Origin of the sequence: Nostoc sp. UHCC 0252 (genome assembly GCF_034931145.1) — a bacterium.
In the GTDB taxonomy this organism is placed as follows: Bacteria; Cyanobacteriota; Cyanobacteriia; order Cyanobacteriales; family Nostocaceae; genus Nostoc.
This window is the reverse complement of sequence record NZ_JAYGHE010000041.1, coordinates 13,310-37,162: the sequence shown is the minus strand read 5'-3', so window position 1 is coordinate 37,162 and position 23,853 is coordinate 13,310. Positions and strand designations below refer to the sequence as shown.

The window sequence follows — 23,853 nt, the reverse complement described above, 5'->3', positions numbered from 1 at the left end:
GAGTATCCAAAACTCTTCCCCATATCTAATCTCATGACAACTCAAACATTAGGAATTGAAGAAAGTCTGTATAATTATTTACTATCAATCTCTCTGCGAGAGCCGGAAATTTTAACCCAATTGAGGCAGGAAACAGCCCAGCACCCAGTCGGGAGAATGCAGATTGCTCCTGAACAGGGGCAATTTTTAGCGTTACTGGTGCAGTTGCTAGGAGCTAAGAAAACTTTGGAAATTGGGGTATTTACAGGTTATAGTTCTCTGGTGGTGGCATTGGCGTTACCAAGCGACGGGAAGGTGGTAGCCTGTGATGTGAGTGAGGAATTTACAACGATCGCTCGGCGTTATTGGCAACAAGCTGGAGTGACTGATAAAATTCAACTGCACATTGCCCCAGCTTTGGAGACTTTGGATCGGTTACTGGCAATAGGAGAGGCGGAAAGCTTTGATTTTGCTTTCATCGATGCAGACAAGAGCAACTATGATGCTTATTATGAGCGATCGCTGCAATTAGTGCGAAGAGGCGGACTGATTGCGATCGATAATGTCCTCTGGTCAGGTAGGGTTGCCGACCCCCAAGTGCAGGATAATAGAACTAAAAGGATTCGTGCCTTTAATCAAAAGCTGCATCAAGACGAGCGAGTGAATCTTAGTTTAGTAGCGATCGCAGATGGCTTGACTCTAGCACTAAAGAAGTAATGTATTGGAATGAATCCTCATTTATCCATTTGCTAACAACGCAGAAGCTGCCGTGGTATCGCTTTTACAATTTATAATGACAATGACTGACCTTTACCCTGATTAATTTTCTTTATCTGCAAATTAATCAGGTAGATAAAATTGTATCCATACATATTTATTTTTCCTTTTTTAAATATTTATTCGGTTGTATATTATTAATAGACCAAAGTAGATAAATATATCTACTAATTGTTTAACCTTTAGTTCCGTGGAAGATATTCTGCAAGCAGTAGAAAGAATTTTGCCAGATAAGCCTCTTGCTTCCATTCAGTGCTTTGTCCTTTCTCAATCGTGGTTGGGCAAAACTTACGGTGAAATGGCAGAGGAATCAGGCTACCGTGACAATTATATTAAGGAAGTTGGCTCTGAGTTGTGGCAAGACCTTTCCATAGCGTTGGGAAAAAAAATCACAAAAAAAAACCTGCATTTAGCCTTGAAGAAATACGTACAAGACAAAATAGGCGAACAGGAACAGAGGCAACAAGAGTTCGGTGAAGAATCTATAGAAATAGTTTCTCCAGACTTTTTTCCAGCTAGTAAGATTGAATTTCCTAGCGGCCCCGTACCACTAGGTTCTCCTCTTTACATCAATCGCCCTCCTCTAGAAGAACTTGTTTGTAACGAGATTTTATACCCTGGTTGTTTAATCAGAATCAAAGCACCTAGAAAGACAGGAAAAAGTTCACTACTCAATCGGATGATTGCTTCTGCTAGAGAGCAAGGTTATCAAACTGTCTATCTAGACTTTCAAGAAGCCGATGAAGATATTTTTGCTTCTCTTGATAAATTTTTGCGTTGGTTTTGTGTTAATGTCAGCAGACAGTTGAATCTGCTTCCCTCCATAGATGATTTTTGGGATATAGAAATGGGCAGCAAGGTAAGCTGCAAAATCTATTTTGAAGCTTATCTGCTGCAATATATCGATCATAATCCTCTCGTTTTGGCTTTGAATGAAGTCCATCGAGTTTTTGAACATCCCAATATTGCCCAAGATTTTTTGCCAATGCTGCGATTTTGGCACGAACAAGCAAAGCAGGATGAAGTCTGGCAAAAACTACGGATGGTGGTAGTTCACACCACAGAAATCTATATTCCACTTAAACTCAACCAATCGCCTTTCAATGTCGGGATAACAATAACGCTGCCGCCTTTTACTCTCAATCAGGTACAGAATTTAGCATTGCGTTATGGGCTAAATTGGGTAGCAGGCTCCGAAGGGGCAAAACGCCTTGCACCTATGCAAGCAATGGTAGGGGGACATCCCTATTTGGTGAGCTTGGCCTTATATCATCTATATCAGGAGGAGATGACGTTAGAGATATTACTAGAAACCGCATCTACGCCAGTGGGAATTTACAGTCAGCATTTACGGGAACTGTTGAGCTTATTGCAAAAAGACCCAGAATTAATGTCAGCTATGCAACAGGTAATTGCAACCGATGAGAAAGTAGAACTAGACGCGATCGCTGCTTACAAACTAGAAAGTATGGGTTTGGTTAAACTCAACGGTAATCAAGCTGAAGTTATGTGTGAATTATATCGCCTTTATTTTAGCCAACAGCTTGGGAAGCATTCAGGGTAATAACGGTTTTGCTAGAATTCGATATTCTATGAATTTTATCAACTGTCACGATCCAAATTTATTGATTTAGATATAAAACAAATTTAAAATCAATCAAATGAAAAATTATCGATACCAGGTTGGCGGCACTTTAACTAGTGATGCTCCTAGCTATGTTGAACGCAAAGCCGATGTGGAACTTTACGAAGCCTTAAAACAAGGTGAATTTTGCTACATACTGAGCAGTAGACAAATGGGCAAATCTTCACTTATGGTAAAAACAAAGCATCGCCTACAACAAGAAGGTTTTAAATGTGTCACTGTCGACATGACTAATATTGGTTGTGATAATATAACTCCAGAGCAGTGGTATAAAGGAATTGTCGGCGATTTATGGTTGGGTTTCAAACTATTAGGAAAAGTCAATTTAAAAACTTGGTGGCAAGAACAAAATGATATTTCTTTGGTACAAAAACTCAGCCGATTTATTTCAGAAATTCTCTTAGCTCAGTTTCCTAACGAAAGACTATTTATTTTTATTGATGAAATTGATAGTATTCTCGGACTTGATTTCTCTGTTGATGATTTTTTTGGCTTGATTCGGTTCTTTTATAATCAACGAGCAACTGATCCAGAGTATCATCGGATTACATTTGCAATTTTCGGTGTTGCTATACCTTCAGACTTAATTTTATATCAAAATCACATTACACCGTTTAATTTTGGTAAAGCCATACAAGTAAATGGTTTTACATTTGAAGAAGCTCAACCACTATCTTTAGGACTAGATATTAAAGATAATCAGCCCCATAAAGTTTTGAAAGCAGTATTAGGTTGGACAAAAGGGCAGCCATTTCTTACTCAAAAGCTGTGTCGCCTACTTGTTAATTTATCTCAAGCTGATGTGGGTAGAACGCTAAAAATTCCTCCTGGTACAGAAGAATTTTGGATAGAAAATGTGGTGCGATCGCACATCATTGAGCAATGGGAATCAAAAGATGAACCGGAGCATTTACGGACAATTCGCGATCGCATTCTCAGAAACGAACAAATCGCTGCTAGATTGCTAGGAATTTATCAGCAAATCCTCCAAGGAATGGAAGTAGCAACCGACGATAGTCGAGAACAGGTAGAACTGTTGCTGTCTGGTTTGGTAATTAAAAAGCAAGGTTTTATCCAAATCAAAAACCGAATTTATGAAGAAGTTTTTAATTTAGAATGGGTTGGAAAAAAATTAGCTTACTTGCGCCCTTACTACGAAACTTTTAATGCATGGATAGCCTCAACCCAAAAAGATGAATCTCGCTTATTACGCGGACAAGCCCTAATTGATGCCCAGCTTTGGGCGCATGGTAAAAGCTTGAGCAACTTAGATTATCGATTTTTAGCTGCTAGTGAAGAATTAGATCGGCGAGAAGTGCAGCAAGCATTAGAAGCTGAACGTGCCAAAGAAGTTGAAGCACGACTTGCAGAACAACAAAAAAGGCTGGCTCAACAAAAGAAAGCTTCCAGAATAGTAACACTCTTGCTCGCGGGCATGACAATTAAGTTGGCAATTTCTCTAGTGTGGGGAGTGTCGCTTTTACGAAAAATCAATGCTTTAGAATCACAGTTAAAATGTAACCAAATAGAGCATCATAGGAAAGTAATAACAGCAAATTCTCGGTTAGATAAATGCTAAGACCGAGCAAAGCTGCCAAAGATGTGAGTGAAAATCCTGATATCTTTAATAACTACCCACGCAGACAGCCCCCGAAAAAGCGATGGCTCATGTATGAAGGTTGATTTATTACCATAAGTTAACATGAGTTAAACTAAGCTAAAAAAGGGGTCGGTGTAAGACTTATAATTTATATATTACGAGTTATATTATCAATACAAATAATTAAGAAAATGAAGCAATTAAGTAACCTAGATAGAGTTTTAGATGCGGCAATGGAGTTGCCTTTAGAGCAACAAGAAATGCTAGTACAAATTCTCAAAAACCGAATTATTGAAAGTCGGCGAGATGAAATTGCGTCAGATGCAGCAGTTTCCATTGCTGAATTCCAAGCAGGTAGGCTCAAAGCCCAGACTGCTAGTGAAGCGATTCAAGAATTACGAGAATATCTGAATAATCCAAGTCCAGCCGATGTATAAGTTGGTTATTAGTAGCAAAATTTAAAAGAGCTTTCCGAAAATTTGCTCGTCGTAATGCTGACTTGCAAGGCAAAATAGAAGAAACTATTGCTGCTATGGAGAATGATATATTTGCATCTAACTTAGGCACTCACAAGCTAGAGGGAAAGCTATCAGGCTTGCTTTCATGCTCTTGTGGATATGATTGTCGCATTATTTTCTTACTAAAAACCGATGACGAGAGCGAGGAACAAGTCGTTCTTTTGCTAGATATTGGTACTCATGACGATGTTTATTGAATAGAATTCAGGAGTCAGGAGTCAGAATTCAGCAATGAATTCTTTGCGAGTGGCGGATGAATAACCGGGTTTAAGACCCCCACAAAATCGTAGATTTGGTGGTCTTCAATCCTGCGCCCGTCTGAATCCCCGACTGATTGATTCTGATTCCTGGATTCTGACTTCTGAATTCTTCTTCAATAGCTTATCAAGTGCGATCGGCAACACAAAAGCAAGTCTGAGCAAAGCTGCCAAAGATGTGAGTTAAAATGCTGATATCTTTAATAACTACCCACGCAGACAGCCCCCGAAAAAGCGATCGCTATGCTTCAGCATCCCCATCTCGAACAAGCGCTAAAATATCACTTCGGTTATGACCAATTCCGCCCCGGACAACGGCAAATTATCGAAGATGCGCTGCAAAATCGAGATTTAATGGTTGTGATGCCGACTGGCGGGGGGAAATCTCTATGTTTTCAGCTACCAGCATTGTTGAAAAATGGACTAACTGTGGTAGTGTCGCCGTTAATTGCTTTGATGCAAGACCAAGTAGAAGCACTGCGAAATAATAATATTAACGCGACATTTCTCAATAGCAGTTTGAACGCTTACCAAGTGCGATCGCGGGAAGAAGCCATCCTGAGTGGTAAAGTAAAATTACTCTATGTCGCCCCTGAACGTCTCCTCAGTGAAAGGTTTCTCCCGTTTCTCGATTTAGTTAAAGAAAAAATCGGTATTTCTAGTTTTGCTATTGATGAAGCGCACTGCGTTTCGGAATGGGGACACGATTTTCGTCCAGAATATCGCCAATTAAAATCTCTGCGAAAACGCTATCCTGATGTTCCTACCGTCGCCCTCACCGCCACAGCAACCGATCGCGTCCGTAGTGACATCATTCAACAACTAGGACTAAAGCAACCAAGCATCCATCTTGCCAGCTTTAACCGGGAAAATCTTTATTACGAAGTTCGTCCTAAAACTAAATATGCTTACGCTGAATTGTTAGAACTAATTAGAGAAACTGAAGGTTCGACAATTATTTATTCTTTAACTCGGAAAAAAGTTGATGAACTAACTTTTAAACTACAAAATGATAAGGTTGGTGTTCTGCCTTATCACGCCGGATTAACTGATGAGGAACGTAGTAGTAATCAAACACGATTTATTCGAGATGATGTCCGGGTGATGGTGGCAACAGTCGCCTTTGGGATGGGAATTAATAAACCCGATGTGCGGCTGGTAGTTCACTTTGATATGCCCAGAAATATAGAAAGTTATTATCAAGAATCGGGTAGGGCAGGTAGAGACGGAGAAGCATCTCGATGTACAATATTTTTCAGCTTTGGTGATGTTAAAACAATTGAATGGAGCATCGATCAAAAAACTGATCCTCAAGAACAGTTGATTGCTAAACAACAACTGCGTCAGATGATCGATTACGCTGAAGGCACTGATTGTCGGCGAACGATTCAACTGGGTTATTTTGGCGAAAGGTTTCCTGGGAATTGCGGTAACTGTGATAATTGCCGTCATCCCAAACCCATGCAAGATTGGACAATTGAAGCCATGAAGTTTTTATCTTGTGTGGCGCGTTGCAAGGAAAGGTTTGGGATGGCATACATAATTGATGTATTGCGGGGGGCAAAAAAAGACAAAATTATCCAGTACGAACACGATAAACTTTCTACCTACGGTATTGGCAAAGATAGAACTCTAGATGAATGGCGAATGTTGGGGCGATCGCTTTTACATCAAGGGTTAATAGAACAAAGTAGCGATGGTTACTCAGTTTTAAAACTAAATGCCTTAAGTTGGGAAGTGATGCGAAAACAACGCACAGTTTCCCTAGCTGTAACTACAGTCCAAAAGATAACTTGGGAACAGGGGAGCGAAAAAGCAGAAGAAGCAGAAGTATTATTACAGAAGTTGCGATCGCTACGTAAACAATTAGCTGATGAGCAATCTGTACCACCTTACGTCATCTTCCACGATTCCACTTTAAAGGTGATGGTACAGGTGCAACCCCAAAACTTAGCTGAATTTGCCAAACTTTCTGGTGTAGGTAGTCACAAGCTCGCTCAATATGGCGAAAAGTTCATTACAGAAATTCGTGCCTACCGCCAAGAAAAAGGTTTGCAAAATAAATCTGCTACTTCCGTATCTTCAGCCAAATCATCTTCTTCTTACACCGAATTACAGACATTACAATTGCATCAACAAGGTTTAAATATTGCTCAAATTGCCCAAAAACGCAACCTTAGTCCGGCAACAGTTAGCACTCATCTAGAAAAACTAATTGAGAAAAATCAGCCAGTTGATTTAAATCAATTAGTACCTTTAGAACATCAACAAAAAATTTGGCAAGTTTTAGAAGTACTCGGTGACATTTCACTCACTCCCATCAAAGAACAATTAGGCGAAAGCTATACTTTTGATGAAATTCGCTTAGTACGGTGTAAGTGGCGGCGTGACAATCGCAAGTGATGATTTAAGAAGAACACAGAATACAGAATCAATTCGTATGAATGCTGAATTCTATTTTATTAAAATACAAAAGCAAGATTAAAGGAGTTACCTAATGAGTCAGATGCTTAATACAGGAGTACGCTGGACAACTCAGGATGTGGAATTATTACCAGAAAATGAAGGGACGCGCTACGAGATAGTTGATGGAGAATTATTTATGACCAGGGCACCTCACTTTAAACATCAGCAAACTTGCGGCAAGATTTTTCGACAGCTTGATGTTTGGTCAGATTCTACTGGTTTAGGAGAAGCTGTAATCAACCCTGGCGTTTTGTTTTCCGAATCAGATAATGTGATTCCTGATGTAGTTTGGGTTACTAAAGAAACCTTGGCCCTAACATTGGATGAAGCAGGACATTTAACTGGCGCACCAGATTTAGTAGTCGAAGTTTTGTCTGCTAGCAACGAAGACCTAAGACGAGATAAAGAAGCTAAACTGAAACTTTATTCTTCCAGAGGAGTAAAAGAATATTGGATTGCTGATTGGCGATCGCGTAAACTAGAGGTCTACCGACGCGAACAAAGTCAACTTAGCTTGGTAGCAACCTTATTTAGTAACGATAATATAATTTCTTCGCTATTGCCTGGTTTTAGCTGTACTGTAGACCAGTTTTTTCCTGTATAAATTTTAGATTGAATGGAAAAACAAATTACAGTGCAAACTAGTTAAATTCGCTTGAATAACTATAGGAATCCGGTTTGATTCCTAAATTTACTTGCATGGATTGGGAATTGAGAATTGGGAAAAACAAGAGATACATCAGTACTGAGTTTTGTTCAAAAATCAAATAAGAGTCCTATAGAGTGTTCCAAAAAATAAATGATCCAAAACCCGTCATTGCGAGCGAAGCGAAGCAATCCCAGCCCTTGCGATTGCTTCGCTTCGCTCGCAATGACAATTGAGCATTTTTTTACTTGGAGTACTCATAGATGAATTATCATTTGGAATACAGAAATTTTCCAGCTTGATAAATAGTCCATCAGTTCGGAGAGCATTTGGAACAAAAATCAGGACTAAATTTGCAGTGTTGACTACTCGTTAATAAGTGAGTTGTACAATAAGGAAAACTCGTAAGTTGAATTTTGGCTGCTTGCAATTTTGAACCATTCCCCGACACTTCATTAGGTTTGGTTTTATCAGCCATAAGCATAGCTATAAGCTTAGGTAACGCCATGCAGATAGTAATATTGAGCAGCGTTAGTAGTGTAATATCTATCAAATTCATAGGTGATCATCTCCTGTGACAAATAGGCGTAGGCGTAGCCCGTCGTAGATATCGCTGTATTGAGGTGCAACCATAATATTATGTATAGGATTGATGTTCAGTCCATCTATTGCTTGCACTCTATGTAAACTAACTTTAACATAAATTTTTGTAAATATAAACGTGGAATTTCTGGAATTATTATACACAGAAGGGAATGTGGATAATAAGGATGGTCATTGTAGCGGGATAACAAAATAAACTAGAAAAACAATTAATTTACGATATTTAGGTAAGGTGTTATGTCAAGAATCCAAACCGCGTCTTCTTTTTTATCTAACATCAGTGAGCGAGAACGTGAGGGTTTAAAGCGGTTGGTAGATTACACAAATGTGGAATCACTACCAGAAATTTGGCCTTTAGCGGCTCAACGATTTGGTAATATTGTTGCCCTCCGCAGCCCTCACGGTAAACCAGAAGCTGTGATTACTTATACACAGTTAGCGGAGCAAATGCAATTATTTGCTGCTGGTTTACAGGCTTTGGGAGTGAAAGTAGGCGATCGCATTTCCTTAATTTCTGACAACAGTCCCCGATGGTTTATTGCCGATCAAGGCATCATGACTGCTGGCGGAGTTGATGCGGTGCGTAGTTCCCAAGCAGAAAAAGAGGAATTACTGTTTATCATCGCCAATAGCGGTAGCACGGCAATAGTAATTGAAGATTTAAAGACACTAAAAAAACTACAAGATCGCCTTCAAGATTTACCAATTCAGTTTGCGATCTTACTTTCAGATGAAGCACCACCGACAGACGAAACTCTAACTCTAAAGGTGCTGAATTTTGCCCAGTTGCTCGAAATTGGGAAAAATCATAATTTTGTGCCAGTTAAACAAAATCGTGACGCTTTAGCAACCCTAATTTATACCTCTGGCACTACGGGTAAACCGAAGGGTGTAATGCTGTCTTATAGCAATTTGATGCACCAAGTAACAACCTTTGGCACAGTATTGCAACCAATCCCTGGCGATATCGTTCTCAGTATTTTACCTTCCTGGCATAGCTACGAACGAACTGTTGAATATTACCTACTATCTCAAGGTTGCACGCAAGTTTATACCAACTTACGCTCTGTCAAAGCAGATTTGAGACAATTTAAACCCAACTACATGGTGGGTGTACCCCGGCTGTGGGAATCGATTTATGAAGGAGTACAAAAGCAGTTCCGCGAACAACCAGCCAAAAAGCAACGCCTAATTAACTTTTTGTTGGGCATTAGCGATAAATATATCAAAGCGCGGCGGGTTGCTCAGGGATTGGATTTAAATAATCTTCATGCCTCAGCCATCGAGCGATTAACAGCTAAAATCCAAGCATCGGCTTTATTACCCCTCCACGCCTTGGGAGAACGACTCGTTTATGCCAAAGTGCGAGAAGCCACAGGAGGACAAGTCAAGCAGATGATTAGCGGCGGTGGTGCGCTTCCCAGACACATCGATAACTTTTTTGAAATTATTGGTGTGCAGATTTTGCAAGGCTATGGCTTAACCGAAACTTCTCCTGTAACCCATGTGCGCCGTCCTTGGCGAAATTTGATTGGTGCATCAGGGCTACCGCTCCCTGCTACAGAAGCTAAAATTGTAGATCCTGAGACAAAAAAGCCTTTGCCAACAGAGAAGCGAGGCTTAGTATTGTTGAGGGGGCCACAAATTATGCAAGGCTATTATCAAAATCCCGAAGCAACAGCGAAAGCGATTGATGCCGAAGGTTGGTTTGATAGCGGCGATTTGGGCTGGCTGACCCCCAAAAACGACTTAGTGCTGACTGGCAGAGCAAAGGATACGATTGTATTGACTAACGGGGAAAACATCGAGCCACAGCCGATCGAAGATGCTTGTTTGCGATCGCCATACATCGATCAAATTATGCTCGTCGGCCAAGATCAGCGCAGCCTGGGAGCCTTAATTGTCCCCAATGTCGAAGCCCTAGAAAAATGGGTGCAGAACAATCCCGCCACTTCTTCACCTAGTCAAAAAATTGACTTCGAGAGTAGAATGATCCAGGATTTATTTCGGCAAGAATTGAATCGAGAAGTGCAAAATCGTCCAGGCTATCGACCGGATGACCGCATTGGGACATTCAAACTCATTCCAGAACCGTTTTCTATTGAAAATGGTTTGATGACACAAACACTAAAAGTTCGCCGGCATGTCGTCACGGAACGTTATCACGATATTATTGACGGCATGTTTGCCTGATAATTCCACTTCCCAACTGTAAAGAACTGTAAAGAGTGAACGTGAAATATTTATGGATGTCTCCAAATCTAATTTGCTTCTGAAACGCGTCGTTAACGTCAAAGTTATTGTGACTCCCCTGTGGAAAGAGGAAGTACAACAGCAGTTGCAAACCCAGATCAATCAACTAGATCAGCAACTGCAACAGCTAGACGTAGAAGGACAAAGAGCGATCGCGGCAATTCAAAAGCAGAGTCTGCAACCACCAGGCCCCCAGACTCTTCAACAAATTGACAATATCCAACTCCAAGTCAATCAAAAGAAAAGTGAATTTCTAGAGCAGAAAAATCAGTTGCTGCAAAACCTCCAGCAAGTGCAGTTTCTCCAGCAAGATCAGGAAGTCAACCAATTCCAAATGGAAGGCTTTTTCCGGGTAGAGACAGGAGATAACCTGATTAGCAAAATGCAGGTAGAAATCGTTCTGCGCGATGGCGTTGTAGAAGAAATTCGCGGCGACATTTAGTAAATTTAGGAGTTAGAAGACGTGATTAACCGCGTCTTCTAACTCCTAACTAATTCTTCACTCCAGCCCAAACAATTTGCCAGACTGGAGGAGAGCTAATAAATAGCGATCGCCCGAAGGTAGTCATCTCAACTCGATATTGAACACCAACTGAATCATTACCCCGCTTGATTTGCGTAATCGTGACTAAAGCTTGATTTCGTTGCGGATAAGCTACCTCTACCTTTCGCGTTCCTCCTACTGGTGCTATGTTGTCAAAGGCATTTAGAGCGAGGGTAGCAGGATCGCTCCCTTGAAGAGATGAGTTGATATTTTCTAAAGGTATAGTTTTGTAATCGAAACGCTCTGGATATGCCACAACCTCTTGAGACTGATGTATTGCTCCCACTTGCTGGGTTTGCCCATAACTTGTCTCAACAATCGGTGCAGATTGCTGCTGCTGGGTAACATATACTCCAGCGCCAGCAGTGGCAAAGATACCTAATATCACAATCAAAAAAAATTTCAGCTTTACCGACATAACAAATAAACAGGAATTTCAAATAGGTTTATTACCAATTTTGAATTCTAGATTGAACTGCATCCCATATCCTCTACCTGCAAGAAGCTCTTGTATTTTAAGCAATGGGTATCAGGAGTATAAATAGCAATCCCATTTAATCTGTGAAAAACTCGTGGTGGTTTTTGCAAGTCAACCACTGAAACGAGATCGAGGTATTGGCTAACCTTGAGGGTGGCTCTGTATTATAGACCTCCCATTCATATTTAGGTTCCTGGGGTTAAGAAACACGATTAACCGCGTCTGTCTTTAGGAGTTAGGAGTTTGAAACTCTCCCCATTCCCAATTCCCAACTAAAAATATAAAATCTCCAGTCCAAAACTCTCCTGCCAAGATACAATTCGATCTGATAAAAGCTGTTAAAGTCCATAAACCATTGATTCCCAAACCACCCTATGAGCATTCACGAAGTATTTATGCCGGCTCTGAGTTCTACCATGACCGAAGGCAAAATCGTCTCCTGGGTGAAATCGCCAGGGGACAAAGTGGAAAAAGGGGAAACAGTGGTGGTTGTAGAGTCAGATAAAGCAGATATGGATGTAGAAACCTTTTACGAAGGCTTTCTTGCCCATATCATAGTTGAAGCTGGTGAAACTGCCCCGGTAGGATCTGCGATCGCCTTCATAGCCGAAACGGAAGCTGAAATTGAACAGGCGAAATCTCTTGCCAATTCTGGCGGCGCGGCGGCTACTCCTACCTCTTCTCCTGAACCAGTTGCCGCCACAGCCTCAGCCGCAACACCTGCCTTAGCGTCTCAAAACGGGTCTAACCACAAAGAAGGAAGGCTTGTCGCTTCACCCCGTGCCCGTAAGTTAGCCAAAGAACTTAAAGTTGATTTAACTACACTCCAAGGCAGTGGCCCCTTCGGTCGCATTGTCGCCGAAGATGTAGAAGCATTGTCCAATAAAGGCAAGCAAACCGCCCCATCTGCCCCACCAGCACCAGTACCAACCAGCGTCCCAGTTGCACCCCCAGCACCTCGGACACCAGCACCCGCACCCGCACCCGTGGCGGCGGCTGTTCCTGGTCAAACCGTGCCTCTAACTACCTTCCAGAATGCTGTAGTGCGGAACATGGTAGCTACCATATCCGTGCCCGTCTTCCGTGTAGGTTATACAATTACCACCGATGGATTAGACAAACTTTATAAACAAATTAAATCCAAAGGCGTGACAATGACAGCGCTACTGGCGAAAGCTGTAGCAGTGACATTGCAAAAACACCCATTGTTAAATGCTAGTTACTCAGACCAGGGTATTGTTTATCATTCTGATATCAACATTTCTGTCGCAGTAGCGATGGATGATGGCGGATTAATTACACCTGTGCTGCAAAATGCAGACGCAGTGGATATTTATTCTCTGTCGCGTACTTGGAAGTCTTTGGTAGAACGTGCGAGGGCAAAACAACTACAGCCTCAAGAATATAACAGTGGAACTTTTACCCTGTCCAATTTGGGGATGTTTGGTGTAGACACATTTGATGCGATTTTGCCGCCTGGACAAGGTTCAATTTTAGCGATCGGGGCATCCCGTCCGCAAGTGGTAGCAACACCTGACGGTTTATTTGGCGTGCGGCAACAAATGCAAGTCAATATTACTTCTGACCATCGCATTATTTACGGTGCCCATGCTGCGGCATTCTTGCAAGATTTGGCAAAATTGATTGAGACAAATCCTCAATCTTTGACGATGTAATTTTGAAAAGACACCAAATTTAAATGTTAGCGCTATCAGCGAAAAGCAGTTTTTCGTAGAGTAGCGCTAACAATAAACAATACTTAAACTAAATTGTTGATGGACAAACTATGTGACGATATTATGTCTCTACATGAGTTTATGTCCAAACTGATATCACAGTGACATACGATAACACCCTGAAATATCTGGTTGAGCAGTATCCAGAAGATTTTATCCGTTACTTACTTGCATCTGAGGCAACGGATATCCAGATTCTCAAAACAGAATTAAATCAAGAGCCAATTCGTGCAGACTCAGTAACCTTTTTGCAAACTGCCAATCAAATACTGCATTTAGAATTTCAAACTTTACCAGCATCGACTCCACCTTTGCCACTGCGGATGTTGGACTATTGGGTGCGGCTATATCGACAATACAATTGTGATATCGAGCAGGTAGTAATTTTTCTTAAACCGACTACTTCAGAAGCTGTCTTTGTAGATCAATTTACTGCTCGCAATACTACCCACCGTTATCGCGTCATCCGAATTTGGGAACAAGATCCAGAACCCTTACTGTTATCTCCTGGTTTATTACCTCTGGCAATTTTGGCGCGAACAGATTCTCCTCAAAGATTACTTCAACAGGTAGCAGTTCAGGTGAGTATGATTGAAGAAGAAGCCACCAAGCAGAGTATCTCGGTATGTACCCAACTTCTAGCAGGGTTGGTATTCGAGCCAGAACTAATTCGTCAGTTTTTGAGGAGAGAAGATATGAGAGAATCTGCCATTTATCAAGAAATTCTCGAAGAAGGACTGCAAGAAGGGAGACAACGAGGTATTGAACAAGGCATTGAACAAGGTATTGAACAAGGTATTGAACAAGGTATTGAACAAGGTATTGAACAAGGAAGACAATCAGAACTGAGGCTAGTGATGCGTCTGTTAAATCGTCGGCTCGGTTCAATTAATTCTCAGTTACAATCTCAGTTGCAAGAGTTGTCCCTGACTCAGTTAGAGGACTTGGGTGAAGTATTACTAGATTTTGTCAGTGAAGCTGATTTGATGAATTGGCTAAATTCAATAGAAAATTAGAGTTTGCTCTAAACCTTTCTACCAGTTACAAAAAAATTCAGATTTTCATACCAAGCTCCTTGCTCGGTTGCTTATGCTTGCATTTTTTGACGATACTCTGCTTTTAATTTTGCCATTTGCTCTGATGAAACCTGTAACAAAGTATTTTCTCTGGGATGAAACCATCCTCTAGCTTACTCTAAATTGCCGTATAAACTTAGTTGTTGAGTCCTCACTTCAATTAGACCAACAATTGGTAATAATGACATTTTTGTTATAACCTAGTTAAAATTTAAATAAATTTTCTAGTCAGACACTCTGGTAATCGAGTGCTTGACTAGAAACTATTTATCCCTACTTTTGTTAGTAATTATTTTTTATGGCTAAAAAAGAAATTATTTATTCGCCTTGTAAATTATTAATTTTTAGTATTGCTTTCCTGAGCTTGTTCTTGACTGGATGCTCAAGTGAAGACGGTGGAAACCAAGCGATGAGTGAAAAGATAGACAGAATAACTATCAACGCTAAAAAAAAGTTAATATCAATGATTACTACTCAAGAAGCTGTTTTTTCAAAGCAGAAAAGTTTTGTGATAATTCCCGATCAAAAAGGACAAGAACCATCATTGAAAGATTGGGTTATTGGCGATCCACAAAGCTGTTACGGATACTACACTAGAACGGAAAATGTTAAGACTAACACTAACACTAACATTAATATTAATAATATTACTGATAGTATTTACGTCTATGCATTTCAAGATGCTTGTAAAGGTCATTGGGGCTTTCCGGGCTTTACACTTAATTTATATGTTGGTGCTGTTTTTGCCGTTAAAGTCCCTGATAGCAAGCAACTGAAAATGGTGAGTGTTATTTGCAAAGAGAATAATACGGCCTATCTTTCTAGAAAAAGTTTATCTTTACCAGAGTACACAAGCGGTGTATTAAAGTGCCCTTCAAAAACAACAAAAGTGTATTTCAATGATTCAAATAATTATCCCAAATGAAAAAATATCAGAGTTTAATAAAGATGTAAATGAATAATATTTTTAGCTTACCATAAACACTATGAATTTATCATATACTTATACTTTAAGATATAAATAATACCACCCAACAATCTCTACATCAAGTAAGAATTGGGCAGTTTCAGTCATTAATTTATTTTCGCTAGCGCTAGTAGATAGCTGTATTTCTTCAGTCGATTCACTTAAAACAATCATTTATACCTCAGCGTCCCTTTGCGTTTAAAAAAATAAAAAAAGTGGGCATTGCCCACCCAACAAACTTATCCCTTCACACAAAGAGCTTGCTTGAGTGTTGCTACAACTTCAACCAAATCTGCTTGATTTTGCATCACTTGTTCTATCGGCTTATAAGCACCAGGAATCTCATCTAATACCCCCTCATCTTTGCGGCATTCTACACCATTTGTTTGCTCTATCAAATCATCAAGTGTGTAGACATTTTTTGCCTTATTTCTAGACATCAAACGCCCTGCACCGTGAGAGCAAGAACAGAAGCTGTGGGCATTACCTTTACCCTTAACGATGAAAGACTTTGCCCCCATAGAACCAGGAATAATCCCATAATCTTCAGTCTGGGCGCGGACTGCACCTTTACGAGTAACGTATACATCCTCGTCAAAATGCACTTCTTTTTCGGCATAATTGTGATGACAATTAACCTGCAATAAAGGTTTAGTTGCCTTCCCACCTGCTAAATGCTTCTCTACTATGTGCTTAAAACGCGCCATCATCACATCGCGGTTGACACGCGCATAGTTTTGTGACCATTGCAAATCGTGCCAGTATGCTTGGAATTCTGGCGTACCAGCGATAAAATGAGCCAAATCAGGGTCAGGCAATTTATTACCTGCCATTTTTGCTAATTCTCTAGCTGTATGAATATGACACTGTGCAAGTTTATTGCCAATGTTGCGCGAACCAGAATGCAGCATCAACCAAACTTGATTCTCTGTATCAAGACACACTTCAATAAAATGGTTTCCTCCACCCAGAGAACCCATCTGTTTCATCGCTTTACTTTGTAAGTCTTGCACGCCGCGATGCAAGTCTTTAAAATCATCCCAGTGTTGCCAATTGCTAACAGATTTTTCAACGTCTTTGTTTTCGTTGAATCCAGTAGGAATTGCTGCTTCAATATCCAGGCGGATTTTCTTTAGTTTACCTTCTAGTTGTTCGGCGGTAAATGATGTTTTGATAGCGCTCATTCCACAACCAATATCCACACCGACAGCAGCTGGTATAATTGCCTCTTTGGTTGCAATTACAGAACCAACTAAAGCACCTTTTCCTAAGTGAACATCTGGCATTAATGCGACGTGCTTAAACACAAATGGTAGCGATGCAACATTTTTTGCCATCTTGGTTTCTTCTGGGCCCAAAGAGTGATTTGCCCAAGATAAGACGGGTGCTGGTGTGGTAATTTCTAACTTTTCGTAGGGCATAATTTTTTGTATTTTGGATTTTAAATTTTAAATTTTGGATTGGGTATATGGCACTGATAATTCTCAGTGTGACTTATAACCCATTACCTCGTTAGTTGTAGCAATTTAATGTTGTATTGTCTTTCATTTCATTGGCTCAGTTTTCGTGAACCTGAACAACTAATCTTAGGGAGTAACACGTTTATACTACAAATGTAACCAGGTGAGTTACAAAAGTCAAGCCCATACCGCAGAGGGAAAGCAGATGTTTGCCAAATATATTAAAATTTGTAAAGGAAATTACTCTGCTTAAATAACCCTTAAAGTTCTGACACAATATGGCAGTGCGTCAAGATACAATCTGGGAACGTTTTTTATCCCCTGTAGTACGTCTTTTGATTGATGAAGATGGATTACAGCGTTACGCTGATAGTATTGACTGGGAGAAAGAGTGCGATCGCTATCGACGAGATGATGTCATAATTCCCGCGTACTACAGCAACCAAAATTTTCACGGGATTACAGGGGGATACCTGACTTACGGTGCAGCAGTTACTTACGATCCGATTACTCAATATGTTGTGCCACCGAATGAAACTATTGTCCGTCAGGCTTTAGTTGATGCCGTCAGGGTAAAACCACGACGCATACTTGACTTAGGTTGTGGCACTGGTTCCACTACCTTAATGTTAAAACAGGCTTTCCCCGAAGCAGAAGTTATTGGTTTGGACTTATCACCCTATATGCTGGTAAGGGCAGAAGATAAAGCTAGAAATGCTGGTTTAGATATAGTCTGGCGACATGGGAATGCTGAAAAAACTGGTTTGAGTGACGCAACATTTGACTTGGTTACAGCTTCTTTGCTATTCCACGAAACACCAAATGAGGTGTCTCTAGCAATTTTGCGGGAAAGCTTTAGGTTGCTGGTAACTGGAGGGCAAGTATTAATTTTAGATGGAAATCAGAAGACTCTGCGTCAGTTAGAATGGCTTAATGATGTTTTTGAGGAGCCATATATTCGTGAGTATGCTGCTGGTAGCGTAGACGCGAATATGGGCGCAGCCGGATTTGAAGCTGTGCGATCGCAGGATGTATGGTGGATAAATCAGATCACTAGCGGCGTTAAACCGATTGCAGCTGAAAATGTCCGTCAGTATACTGCCACATCAATAGATAATAATAATTTGGAGGAACTTGGATCTCCAGCGTTTGGCATAATGGCATGAGTTTAAAGGCAGTTCTCTTTGATTTTAATGGTGTCATCATTAACGATGAGCCAATCCACCTGCAACTGATCGATGAGATTCTCATTCAAGAAAATCTCCAACCCCAAAAGGTGAGTGAGCGTCAAGCTTCTTTAGGACGCAGCGATCGCGCTTGTTTTCAGCAACTACTCGCTAATCGTGGTAGAGTAGGCGATGAAAACTATTTAACTCAGTTGCTGTACCGCAAAGCAGAAGCCTATGTGGTGGAACTAGGAAAAATAGAGAAACTGCCTTTATATCCAGGTGTCGAAGATTTAATATATCAGGTGCGATCGCGGAATCTGAAACTAGGTTTAGTTAGTGGCGCTATTCGTAAAGAAATAGAATTGGTACTTGATCGCGCCAAACTAGCCCAACACTTTAAAATTATTGTTGCCGGTGATGACATCACCACTAGTAAACCAGAACCCGATGGTTATTTACTGGCAGTAAAACGCCTAAATAAAGAATATCCTGAATTGAATCTTCAACCACACGAGTGTCTGGCCATTGAAGATACTCCAGCAGGAATTGCAGCAGCGAAGCGATCGCAAATGCAAGTTGTTGGTGTAGCGAATACTTACCCATTCCACATGCTCCAGCGCTGCTGTAACTGGACTGTTGATTATCTCAGCGAATTGGAACTCGAACGGGTGCAAAAAATTTATTCTCAAAAACAGCCTCAGCCATCGGCAACTGAATGTTAAAATAATTTATGGTGATAATGTATTGAGTTAATGAGTAATATTACTCTTGACTTTGCATAGATTTTGGGGAATTAGCTCAGTTGGTAGAGTGCTGCGATCGCACCGCAGAGGCCATCGGTTCGAATCCGTTATTCTCCATTTGTGTACATTCGCTAATTAAATGTCGCGATTCGCAGATAGTGTCGTTTTTTGCCAATTAAGGTCGATTTCGTAAGTTTGTGTCATTAATTTTAGTATATTAGGTTTTCGCAAATTAACGTCGTCTTCTTTCGGTATTAACTGTCAAATTTACCACAAGCAAATTATTTTTCCTTAATATTTGTTCGATCGCAGCACTCCTTTCAGCCCTCCTAATAACTTAGTTGTACTTTTTAACCATTTTCAAATCTGGTTAGTACGAGTACATATTTTCTATTGCTTATTTTTTCGATCTACCCCTAGCCGGGGTGGTTGTTGAAACCATTATTGAGTTTTTTGCTAGCGGAGAAGAAGATTAATTTCAACCCACCCCTAGCCGGGATGGTTATTGAAACGTTTGGCTGAAAGATCAGCAAATAAACCGTAGCTTCTTTCAACCCACCTCTAGCCGGGATGGTTATTGAAACGTGTATTCTTCTACAAGAAATTCGGCAACATATTTCTTTCAACCCACCCCTAGCCGGGATGGTTATTGAAACTCAGCATAGTGTAGCTGTAAATTCAGTCCCAATCTTTCAACCCACCCCTAGCCGGGATGGTTATTGAAACTCTACCCGTCTAGAACCCTTGCTATAAAAGCTTTCCATACACATAATTTGGCAGGTCAGCTTAAAATGTCTCGAATTGCAAATTAAAAAACTAAATGCATTGACACATTAGTTTCTTAAGTCAAGACTGGATAAGGGTTTTAAAGTTTTGGCGGGACTCCAGGGATTTTGCCCCCGCTTTGACACGCCAAAAAAATATTTGGAGGGTTCCCCCGACGAAGGGGGTGATTCAGTAGCCACCACTGTGGTAATCCACACCATTATGAATAACGACTATGGCTAAAAGCCTTACTCCTTATTGCTGGGAGCGCACCTATCCTGTCTTGCGACAGCAGCATCAGAAGCGGGCAGCTACCAGGGTCAGAAAGCATGACGATCTTCCAACCGCCAAACTAACCCAGATTTTTCACAGTACATTGGCTCAAAAAAGCATGAACTGCGGCGCTGTTATAAAAATATTATATTGTCAAGGTTCGGATTAGTGAATAAAACTCAAGCGGCTTGACGTTCTTGGTAAGCAAAGACGGCTACATCTCGCGCTTTTTCTTGTGGACTACCTTTGATTGGCTGTGTACCAATTTCAGTAGAAATTCCGACTTTTGCAGCTTGGGATTTAATACTCTCAATTAATCGACCGTAACTCCAGCGATGAATGCTCATACGATATTCTTTGGCATATTTTTGTTGAGCTTCCTTGTAACCAGGACATTTCTTCTCTGCTCTGGATTGGATTTCGCTACTGATTTGCTCACGCATATCGCGGAGTTTTGGGATAACTATGCTGTCTGCTTGATAGGTTTTGGCGATCGCAATAATTGCATCTGCTAATAATCTATCTATATATTGCCCTAACTCTGATTCACCAAAGGAGTTTGGCGCATTCTGTTTCTGAGCTTTGTGTCGTTCGTGAGATAGGCGTTGCTGTTGTTGTCGCTGACGATTGAGAAGATTGTAGTTTTCACCAAGTAGTTGTTTGACGCTGCGATAAGCTAGAACTTCATTTTTAACAACATCTACCACCGCTACTGTGACTGGCCTTTCTAGGCCAAAACTAACGCCAACTAGGATTGAGGGTTGACCTTGATAATTAGGCTTGCTGGGACGAACGGTGGTACTGTTTTTTGAGAAAGGAAAGCCCTTTGACTCCGTTCAGGGAACGCCTTTATTTTCTCAGGGAAAACTTTTAACTCAGGGAATGGCTACTCAGAAAATTTGGTATTACCAACTCGATCCGGGGCGGAATATGGGTAAAACCAATTCTTTGAATGATGAGGATTTGCGCGAGTTTGTGGAGTTACAGGCTAGGTTTGCAGAAACAGAAAAGTCTTGGCTAGTGGATATTGCTGATTTGGATCGAGTGACGTTTGATTTGTCGGTGAAGAATCCAAATAAGGCTGAGGACTCGACCTTACGAGAACCGCAGGAAATTTTGGATGAAATTGCTGCCTTAGATGCGGAAAGTGCAGAGATTTTGGCTGGGATTGGAGGGATTCTGTGATGCAAGGCTGGAAGCTAAAAACGCTTGGAGAGATTGCAGAGGTTCAAAGTGGCGGTACACCACTTAAATCACGCAATGAGTATTGGTTTGGTGATATTCCCTGGTATTCATCAGGTGAACTGAATGACACTTTCACCAAGGCATCTAAAGAACTCATAACACCAAAAGGGCTTGAAGAGTCTAATGCAAAACTTTTTCCAAAGGGTTCATTGCTAATTGGAATGTACGACACTGCTGCTCTTAAAATGTCTATTTTAGATAGAGATGCAGCATTTAATCAGGCAATAGCTGGAGTAAAACCCAATGAAAATATTGACTTAAAGTTTATTTTATTTGCTATTAATTCTAGAAGGTTTGAGATACTTAATCAAAGACGTGGAGTACGACAGAAAAATCTAAGTCTAGCCAAAATAAAAAATATTGCTTTACCAATTCCATCTCTGCTTGAACAAAAGCGGATTGTAGCGATTTTGGATGAGACGTTTGAGGGGATTGATAGAGCGATCGCAAACACCAAAAAAAACCTCGCCAACTCTCGCGAACTATTTGAAAGCTATCTAAACGCCATCTTTACGGAGAAAGGCGACGGATGGGTAGAAAAAAAGCTAGGAGATGTGTGTGATTTTCTTAATGGATTTGCTTTCAAAAGTACAGATACAGTCAATACTTCTAATATCCAGCTAATCCGAATGGGCAATTTATATCAAAATATCCTTGATCTGGAACGAAATCCAGTCTTTTATCCAAATGGATTTCGAGAAATTTATGCAAAATATGTTCTTTCAAGCGGCGATCTAATAATGTCACTCACGGGAACAGTTGATAAAGAAGATTATGGATATACAGTTGAAGTTCCGAAAACAGAAAAGATACTTCTTCTTAATCAGCGAATTGCTAAATTTATCAATATCGATACTAGCTACGTAGATAAAAAATTCTTTTTACATTTATTGAGATCCAAATCTTTTTTGAATGCTTTGTATAACTCTTCGCGGGGTGTTAGGCAAGCAAATTTGTCAAGTTTATCGATGAAGAAAATACCGATTAGTTTGCCTCCTGTAGAAATTCAAAAATTACTAGTTTCAGACTTTCGTGCCCTTCAAGCAGAAACCCAATGCCTCGAAACCATCTACCGCCAAAAAATCACCGCCCTTAACGAACTCAAACAATCCATTCTGCAAAAAGCATTCACTGGCGAACTCACCGCAGACACCGCCAACCAGACAACAAAAGCCGCTCAAGAGGTAAATGCTGCATGATTACCCTTGAAAACCTTGAAAAATGGCTGAATGCACCCGCAGAAACAGAACGGCTAGAATTCAAAGAAGCCAAGCAACAGTATGATACAACCAAATTGTTGCGCTACTGCGTGGCTTTAGCCAACGAAGGTGGTGGATATCTGGTTTTGGGCGTAACCGATAAGCTCCCGCGTCGTGTCGTAGGTTCCCAAGCTTTTCCATCCTCAACCGCCCTCAACGATATCAAAGCTCGCATTGTGGAGAAACTCAGATTTCGGGTAGACGCTACAGAATTGCTGCATCCTGATGGACGAGTGCTGGTTTTTGAAGTGCCAACCCGTCCTGTCGGGCAACCATTAGCGTTTGATGGAGCTTACCTAATGAGAGCGGGAGAAGATTTGGTGGCGATGACACCAGATGTACTCAAGAGAATTTTTGCAGAAGATCAACAAGATTGGTTTTGCCAAGCTGCTCGATGTGATGCTAGTGCCGACGATGTAATCGCCCTCCTAGATACCCAAGCATACTTTGAACTGCTAAAAATTCCCTATCCAACTACCCGCGATGCTGTCCTAGAAAGATTGCAGAGCCAACAGTTAATTAAACCAACAGCACATGGTTGGACAATCACAAACCTAGCTGCGATCCTGTTGGCAAAAAAACTGGATGCCTTTTCCCCTACCTTGGCTCGTAAAGCTCCCCGTGTCGTAATCTACGAAGGTATTAATAAGCTAAAAACTCGTAATGATACGACAGGCATCCGAGGATATGCTGTTGGCTTTAACGGATTAGTAGATTTCGTCCACTCAGCAGCACCTCAAAATCGCTTTATCGAGGAAGTTGTGCGGGAAGAAGTAAAGATGTTTCCAGAACAGGCTTTAAGAGAACTTATTGCTAATGCTTTGGTGCATCAGGATTTTCTAGCAACAGGTACTTCAGTGATGATCGAGATGTATAGCGATCGCATTGAGATATCTAATCCCGGCATTCCGCCTATTAAGGTAGAGCGATTTATTGATGAAAATCGCTCCCGTAACGAACAACTCGCAGACATAATGCGACGTTTCGGTATATGTGAAGAAAAAGGCAGTGGCATTGACAAAGTTGTTAGCGCAGCAGAAGATTCTCAACTACCCGCACCAGATTTTCGAGTAGGTGACACACGCACTACAGCAGTGCTGTTTGCCCATCAAGATTTCGCTGGTATGAGCAAGAGCGATCGAATTCGAGCCTGCTATCAGCATTGCTGTCTGCTGTATGTTAGCAATCAACGAATGTCTAACCAAACCCTACGGGAGCGGTTCCGTCTAAGTGACTCGCAAGTAGCAACCGTTTCTCTGATTATAAAAGCTACTAAAGAAGCTGGCTTGATCAAGGCTGACGAATCCGAATCAACCTCTACCCGCTATGCTCGCTATCTCCCTTTTTGGGCATAAAAGTGTTTTAACGCAAACCGAGATGAGCCACTCCCAAAT

The 23,853-nt window shown here is 40.9% G+C and carries 19 protein-coding genes, 1 tRNA gene and 1 pseudogene; 17 read left to right on the top strand and 4 right to left on the bottom strand.

Going from position 1 to position 23,853, the window contains the following annotated elements; all coding sequences use genetic code 11:
• The first annotated feature begins 33 nt into the window (after window positions 1-33).
• The 6 genes from VB732_RS21280 to VB732_RS21250 all read left to right on the top strand — a co-directional run bounded on the left by VB732_RS21280 (window position 34) and on the right by VB732_RS21250 (window position 7,846).
• A complete protein-coding gene (locus tag VB732_RS21280; protein WP_323232888.1) occupies window positions 34-696 on the top strand; it encodes a class I SAM-dependent methyltransferase in 663 nt (220 codons plus the stop codon).
• Between the two features lie 250 nt (window positions 697-946).
• Entirely contained in the window at window positions 947-2,320 is a 1,374-nt protein-coding gene (locus VB732_RS21275; RefSeq protein WP_323232887.1) for an AAA-like domain-containing protein, read from the top strand.
• 97 nt (window positions 2,321-2,417) lie between these two features.
• The gene (locus tag VB732_RS21270) at window positions 2,418-3,980 is read left to right on the top strand and encodes an AAA-like domain-containing protein (protein WP_323232886.1); all 1,563 of its coding nucleotides are present in this window, start codon (window positions 2,418-2,420) and stop codon (window positions 3,978-3,980) included.
• A gap of 212 nt (window positions 3,981-4,192) precedes the next feature.
• The gene (locus tag VB732_RS21265; RefSeq protein ID WP_323232885.1) at window positions 4,193-4,438 is read left to right on the top strand and encodes a hypothetical protein; all 246 of its coding nucleotides are present in this window, start codon (window positions 4,193-4,195) and stop codon (window positions 4,436-4,438) included.
• Window positions 4,439-5,019: 581 nt separating this feature from the next.
• On the top strand, window positions 5,020-7,179 hold the full coding sequence (recQ, locus tag VB732_RS21255; protein ID WP_323232884.1) for a DNA helicase RecQ: 2,160 nt from the start codon (window positions 5,020-5,022) through the stop codon (window positions 7,177-7,179).
• A gap of 94 nt (window positions 7,180-7,273) precedes the next feature.
• A complete protein-coding gene (locus VB732_RS21250) occupies window positions 7,274-7,846 on the top strand; it encodes a Uma2 family endonuclease (protein WP_323232883.1) in 573 nt (190 codons plus the stop codon).
• A gap of 597 nt (window positions 7,847-8,443) precedes the next feature.
• Here VB732_RS21250 and VB732_RS21245 read toward each other — a convergent pair.
• Window positions 8,444-8,566: a hypothetical protein gene (locus VB732_RS21245; protein ID WP_323232882.1), complete on the bottom strand. Its 123-nt coding sequence runs from the start codon at window positions 8,564-8,566 to the stop codon at window positions 8,444-8,446.
• Window positions 8,567-8,728: 162 nt separating this feature from the next.
• On the opposite strand from VB732_RS21245, the gene VB732_RS21240 reads away from it, so the two are divergent.
• Window positions 8,729-10,684 carry a long-chain fatty acid--CoA ligase gene (locus tag VB732_RS21240; protein WP_323232881.1) on the top strand — a complete coding sequence of 652 codons (1,956 nt, stop codon included), beginning with the start codon at window positions 8,729-8,731 and terminating at the stop codon, window positions 10,682-10,684.
• Between the two features lie 52 nt (window positions 10,685-10,736).
• Window positions 10,737-11,186 (top strand): YlqD family protein, encoded by a 450-nt coding sequence (locus VB732_RS21235; protein WP_069072569.1) that lies wholly within the window; start codon window positions 10,737-10,739, stop codon window positions 11,184-11,186.
• 49 nt (window positions 11,187-11,235) lie between these two features.
• Here VB732_RS21235 and VB732_RS21230 read toward each other — a convergent pair whose 3' ends face one another.
• Complete coding sequence (locus tag VB732_RS21230) at window positions 11,236-11,706, bottom strand: hypothetical protein (RefSeq protein ID WP_323232880.1); 471 nt, start codon at window positions 11,704-11,706, stop codon at window positions 11,236-11,238.
• Between the two features lie 434 nt (window positions 11,707-12,140).
• On the opposite strand from VB732_RS21230, the gene VB732_RS21225 reads away from it, so the two are divergent.
• The 3 genes from VB732_RS21225 (at window position 12,141) to VB732_RS21215 (ending at window position 15,503) form a co-directional block, all read left to right on the top strand.
• The gene (locus VB732_RS21225) at window positions 12,141-13,442 is read left to right on the top strand and encodes a dihydrolipoamide acetyltransferase family protein (RefSeq protein WP_323232879.1); all 1,302 of its coding nucleotides are present in this window, start codon (window positions 12,141-12,143) and stop codon (window positions 13,440-13,442) included.
• A gap of 161 nt (window positions 13,443-13,603) precedes the next feature.
• Window positions 13,604-14,518: an Rpn family recombination-promoting nuclease/putative transposase gene (locus VB732_RS21220; RefSeq protein ID WP_323232878.1), complete on the top strand. Its 915-nt coding sequence runs from the start codon at window positions 13,604-13,606 to the stop codon at window positions 14,516-14,518.
• Between the two features lie 358 nt (window positions 14,519-14,876).
• Complete coding sequence (locus VB732_RS21215) at window positions 14,877-15,503, top strand: hypothetical protein (protein ID WP_323232877.1); 627 nt, start codon at window positions 14,877-14,879, stop codon at window positions 15,501-15,503.
• A 281-nt stretch (window positions 15,504-15,784) separates the two neighbouring features.
• Here VB732_RS21215 and VB732_RS21210 read toward each other — a convergent pair whose 3' ends face one another.
• Window positions 15,785-16,966, bottom strand: a complete 1,182-nt coding sequence (locus VB732_RS21210) for an RtcB family protein (RefSeq protein ID WP_323232876.1) — start codon at window positions 16,964-16,966, stop codon at window positions 15,785-15,787.
• Window positions 16,967-17,283: 317 nt separating this feature from the next.
• Between VB732_RS21210 and VB732_RS21205 the strand changes: the two genes are divergently transcribed.
• From VB732_RS21205 to VB732_RS21195, 3 genes are all read left to right on the top strand, one after another.
• Window positions 17,284-18,171, top strand: a complete 888-nt coding sequence (locus tag VB732_RS21205; protein WP_323232875.1) for a class I SAM-dependent methyltransferase — start codon at window positions 17,284-17,286, stop codon at window positions 18,169-18,171.
• Window positions 18,168-18,896, top strand: a complete 729-nt coding sequence (locus tag VB732_RS21200) for an HAD family phosphatase (RefSeq protein ID WP_323232874.1) — start codon at window positions 18,168-18,170, stop codon at window positions 18,894-18,896. The genes VB732_RS21205 and VB732_RS21200 overlap by 4 nt, the downstream gene beginning before the upstream one ends.
• Before the next feature lie 65 nt (window positions 18,897-18,961).
• Window positions 18,962-19,034 (top strand) — tRNA-Ala (locus tag VB732_RS21195).
• 1,100 nt (window positions 19,035-20,134) lie between these two features.
• Here VB732_RS21195 and cas12k read toward each other — a convergent pair.
• Window positions 20,135-20,761 (bottom strand): annotated as a pseudogene (cas12k, locus tag VB732_RS21190) (type V CRISPR-associated protein Cas12k); the annotation flags it as partial.
• Between cas12k and VB732_RS21185 the strand changes: the two are divergent.
• Genes VB732_RS21185 through VB732_RS21175 form a run of 3 tightly spaced genes read left to right on the top strand, consistent with a single transcriptional unit; the run spans window position 20,751 to window position 23,814 of the window.
• Entirely contained in the window at window positions 20,751-21,140 is a 390-nt protein-coding gene (locus VB732_RS21185; RefSeq protein WP_416235764.1) for a hypothetical protein, read from the top strand. The pseudogene cas12k and the gene VB732_RS21185 sit on opposite strands and share 11 nt — an antisense overlap.
• Window positions 21,140-22,399, top strand: a complete 1,260-nt coding sequence (locus VB732_RS21180; protein ID WP_323232872.1) for a restriction endonuclease subunit S — start codon at window positions 21,140-21,142, stop codon at window positions 22,397-22,399. Before VB732_RS21185 ends, VB732_RS21180 begins: the two co-directional genes overlap by 1 nt.
• The gene (locus VB732_RS21175; RefSeq protein WP_323232871.1) at window positions 22,396-23,814 is read left to right on the top strand and encodes an ATP-binding protein; all 1,419 of its coding nucleotides are present in this window, start codon (window positions 22,396-22,398) and stop codon (window positions 23,812-23,814) included. Before VB732_RS21180 ends, VB732_RS21175 begins: the two co-directional genes overlap by 4 nt.
• Window positions 23,815-23,853 lie beyond the last annotated feature (39 nt).

Bases quoted from the DNA above. Each gene is read 5' to 3' on its own strand.
- VB732_RS21235 (WP_069072569.1), top strand. From the start codon at position 10,737: ATGGATGTCTCCAAATCTAATTTGCTTCTGAAACGCGTCGTTAACGTC.
- VB732_RS21240 (WP_323232881.1), top strand. From the start codon at position 8,729: ATGTCAAGAATCCAAACCGCGTCTTCTTTTTTATCTAACATCAGTGAG.
- recQ (WP_323232884.1), top strand. From the start codon at position 5,020: ATGCTTCAGCATCCCCATCTCGAACAAGCGCTAAAATATCACTTCGGT.
- VB732_RS21205 (WP_323232875.1), top strand. From the start codon at position 17,284: ATGGCAGTGCGTCAAGATACAATCTGGGAACGTTTTTTATCCCCTGTA.
- VB732_RS21230 (WP_323232880.1), bottom strand. From the start codon at position 11,706: ATGTCGGTAAAGCTGAAATTTTTTTTGATTGTGATATTAGGTATCTTT.
- VB732_RS21175 (WP_323232871.1), top strand. From the start codon at position 22,396: ATGATTACCCTTGAAAACCTTGAAAAATGGCTGAATGCACCCGCAGAA.
- VB732_RS21225 (WP_323232879.1), top strand. From the start codon at position 12,141: ATGAGCATTCACGAAGTATTTATGCCGGCTCTGAGTTCTACCATGACC.
- VB732_RS21210 (WP_323232876.1), bottom strand. From the start codon at position 16,966: ATGCCCTACGAAAAGTTAGAAATTACCACACCAGCACCCGTCTTATCT.
- VB732_RS21215 (WP_323232877.1), top strand. From the start codon at position 14,877: ATGGCTAAAAAAGAAATTATTTATTCGCCTTGTAAATTATTAATTTTT.
- VB732_RS21180 (WP_323232872.1), top strand. From the start codon at position 21,140: ATGCAAGGCTGGAAGCTAAAAACGCTTGGAGAGATTGCAGAGGTTCAA.
- VB732_RS21250 (WP_323232883.1), top strand. From the start codon at position 7,274: ATGAGTCAGATGCTTAATACAGGAGTACGCTGGACAACTCAGGATGTG.
- VB732_RS21265 (WP_323232885.1), top strand. From the start codon at position 4,193: ATGAAGCAATTAAGTAACCTAGATAGAGTTTTAGATGCGGCAATGGAG.
- VB732_RS21200 (WP_323232874.1), top strand. From the start codon at position 18,168: ATGAGTTTAAAGGCAGTTCTCTTTGATTTTAATGGTGTCATCATTAAC.
- VB732_RS21270 (WP_323232886.1), top strand. From the start codon at position 2,418: ATGAAAAATTATCGATACCAGGTTGGCGGCACTTTAACTAGTGATGCT.
- VB732_RS21280 (WP_323232888.1), top strand. From the start codon at position 34: ATGACAACTCAAACATTAGGAATTGAAGAAAGTCTGTATAATTATTTA.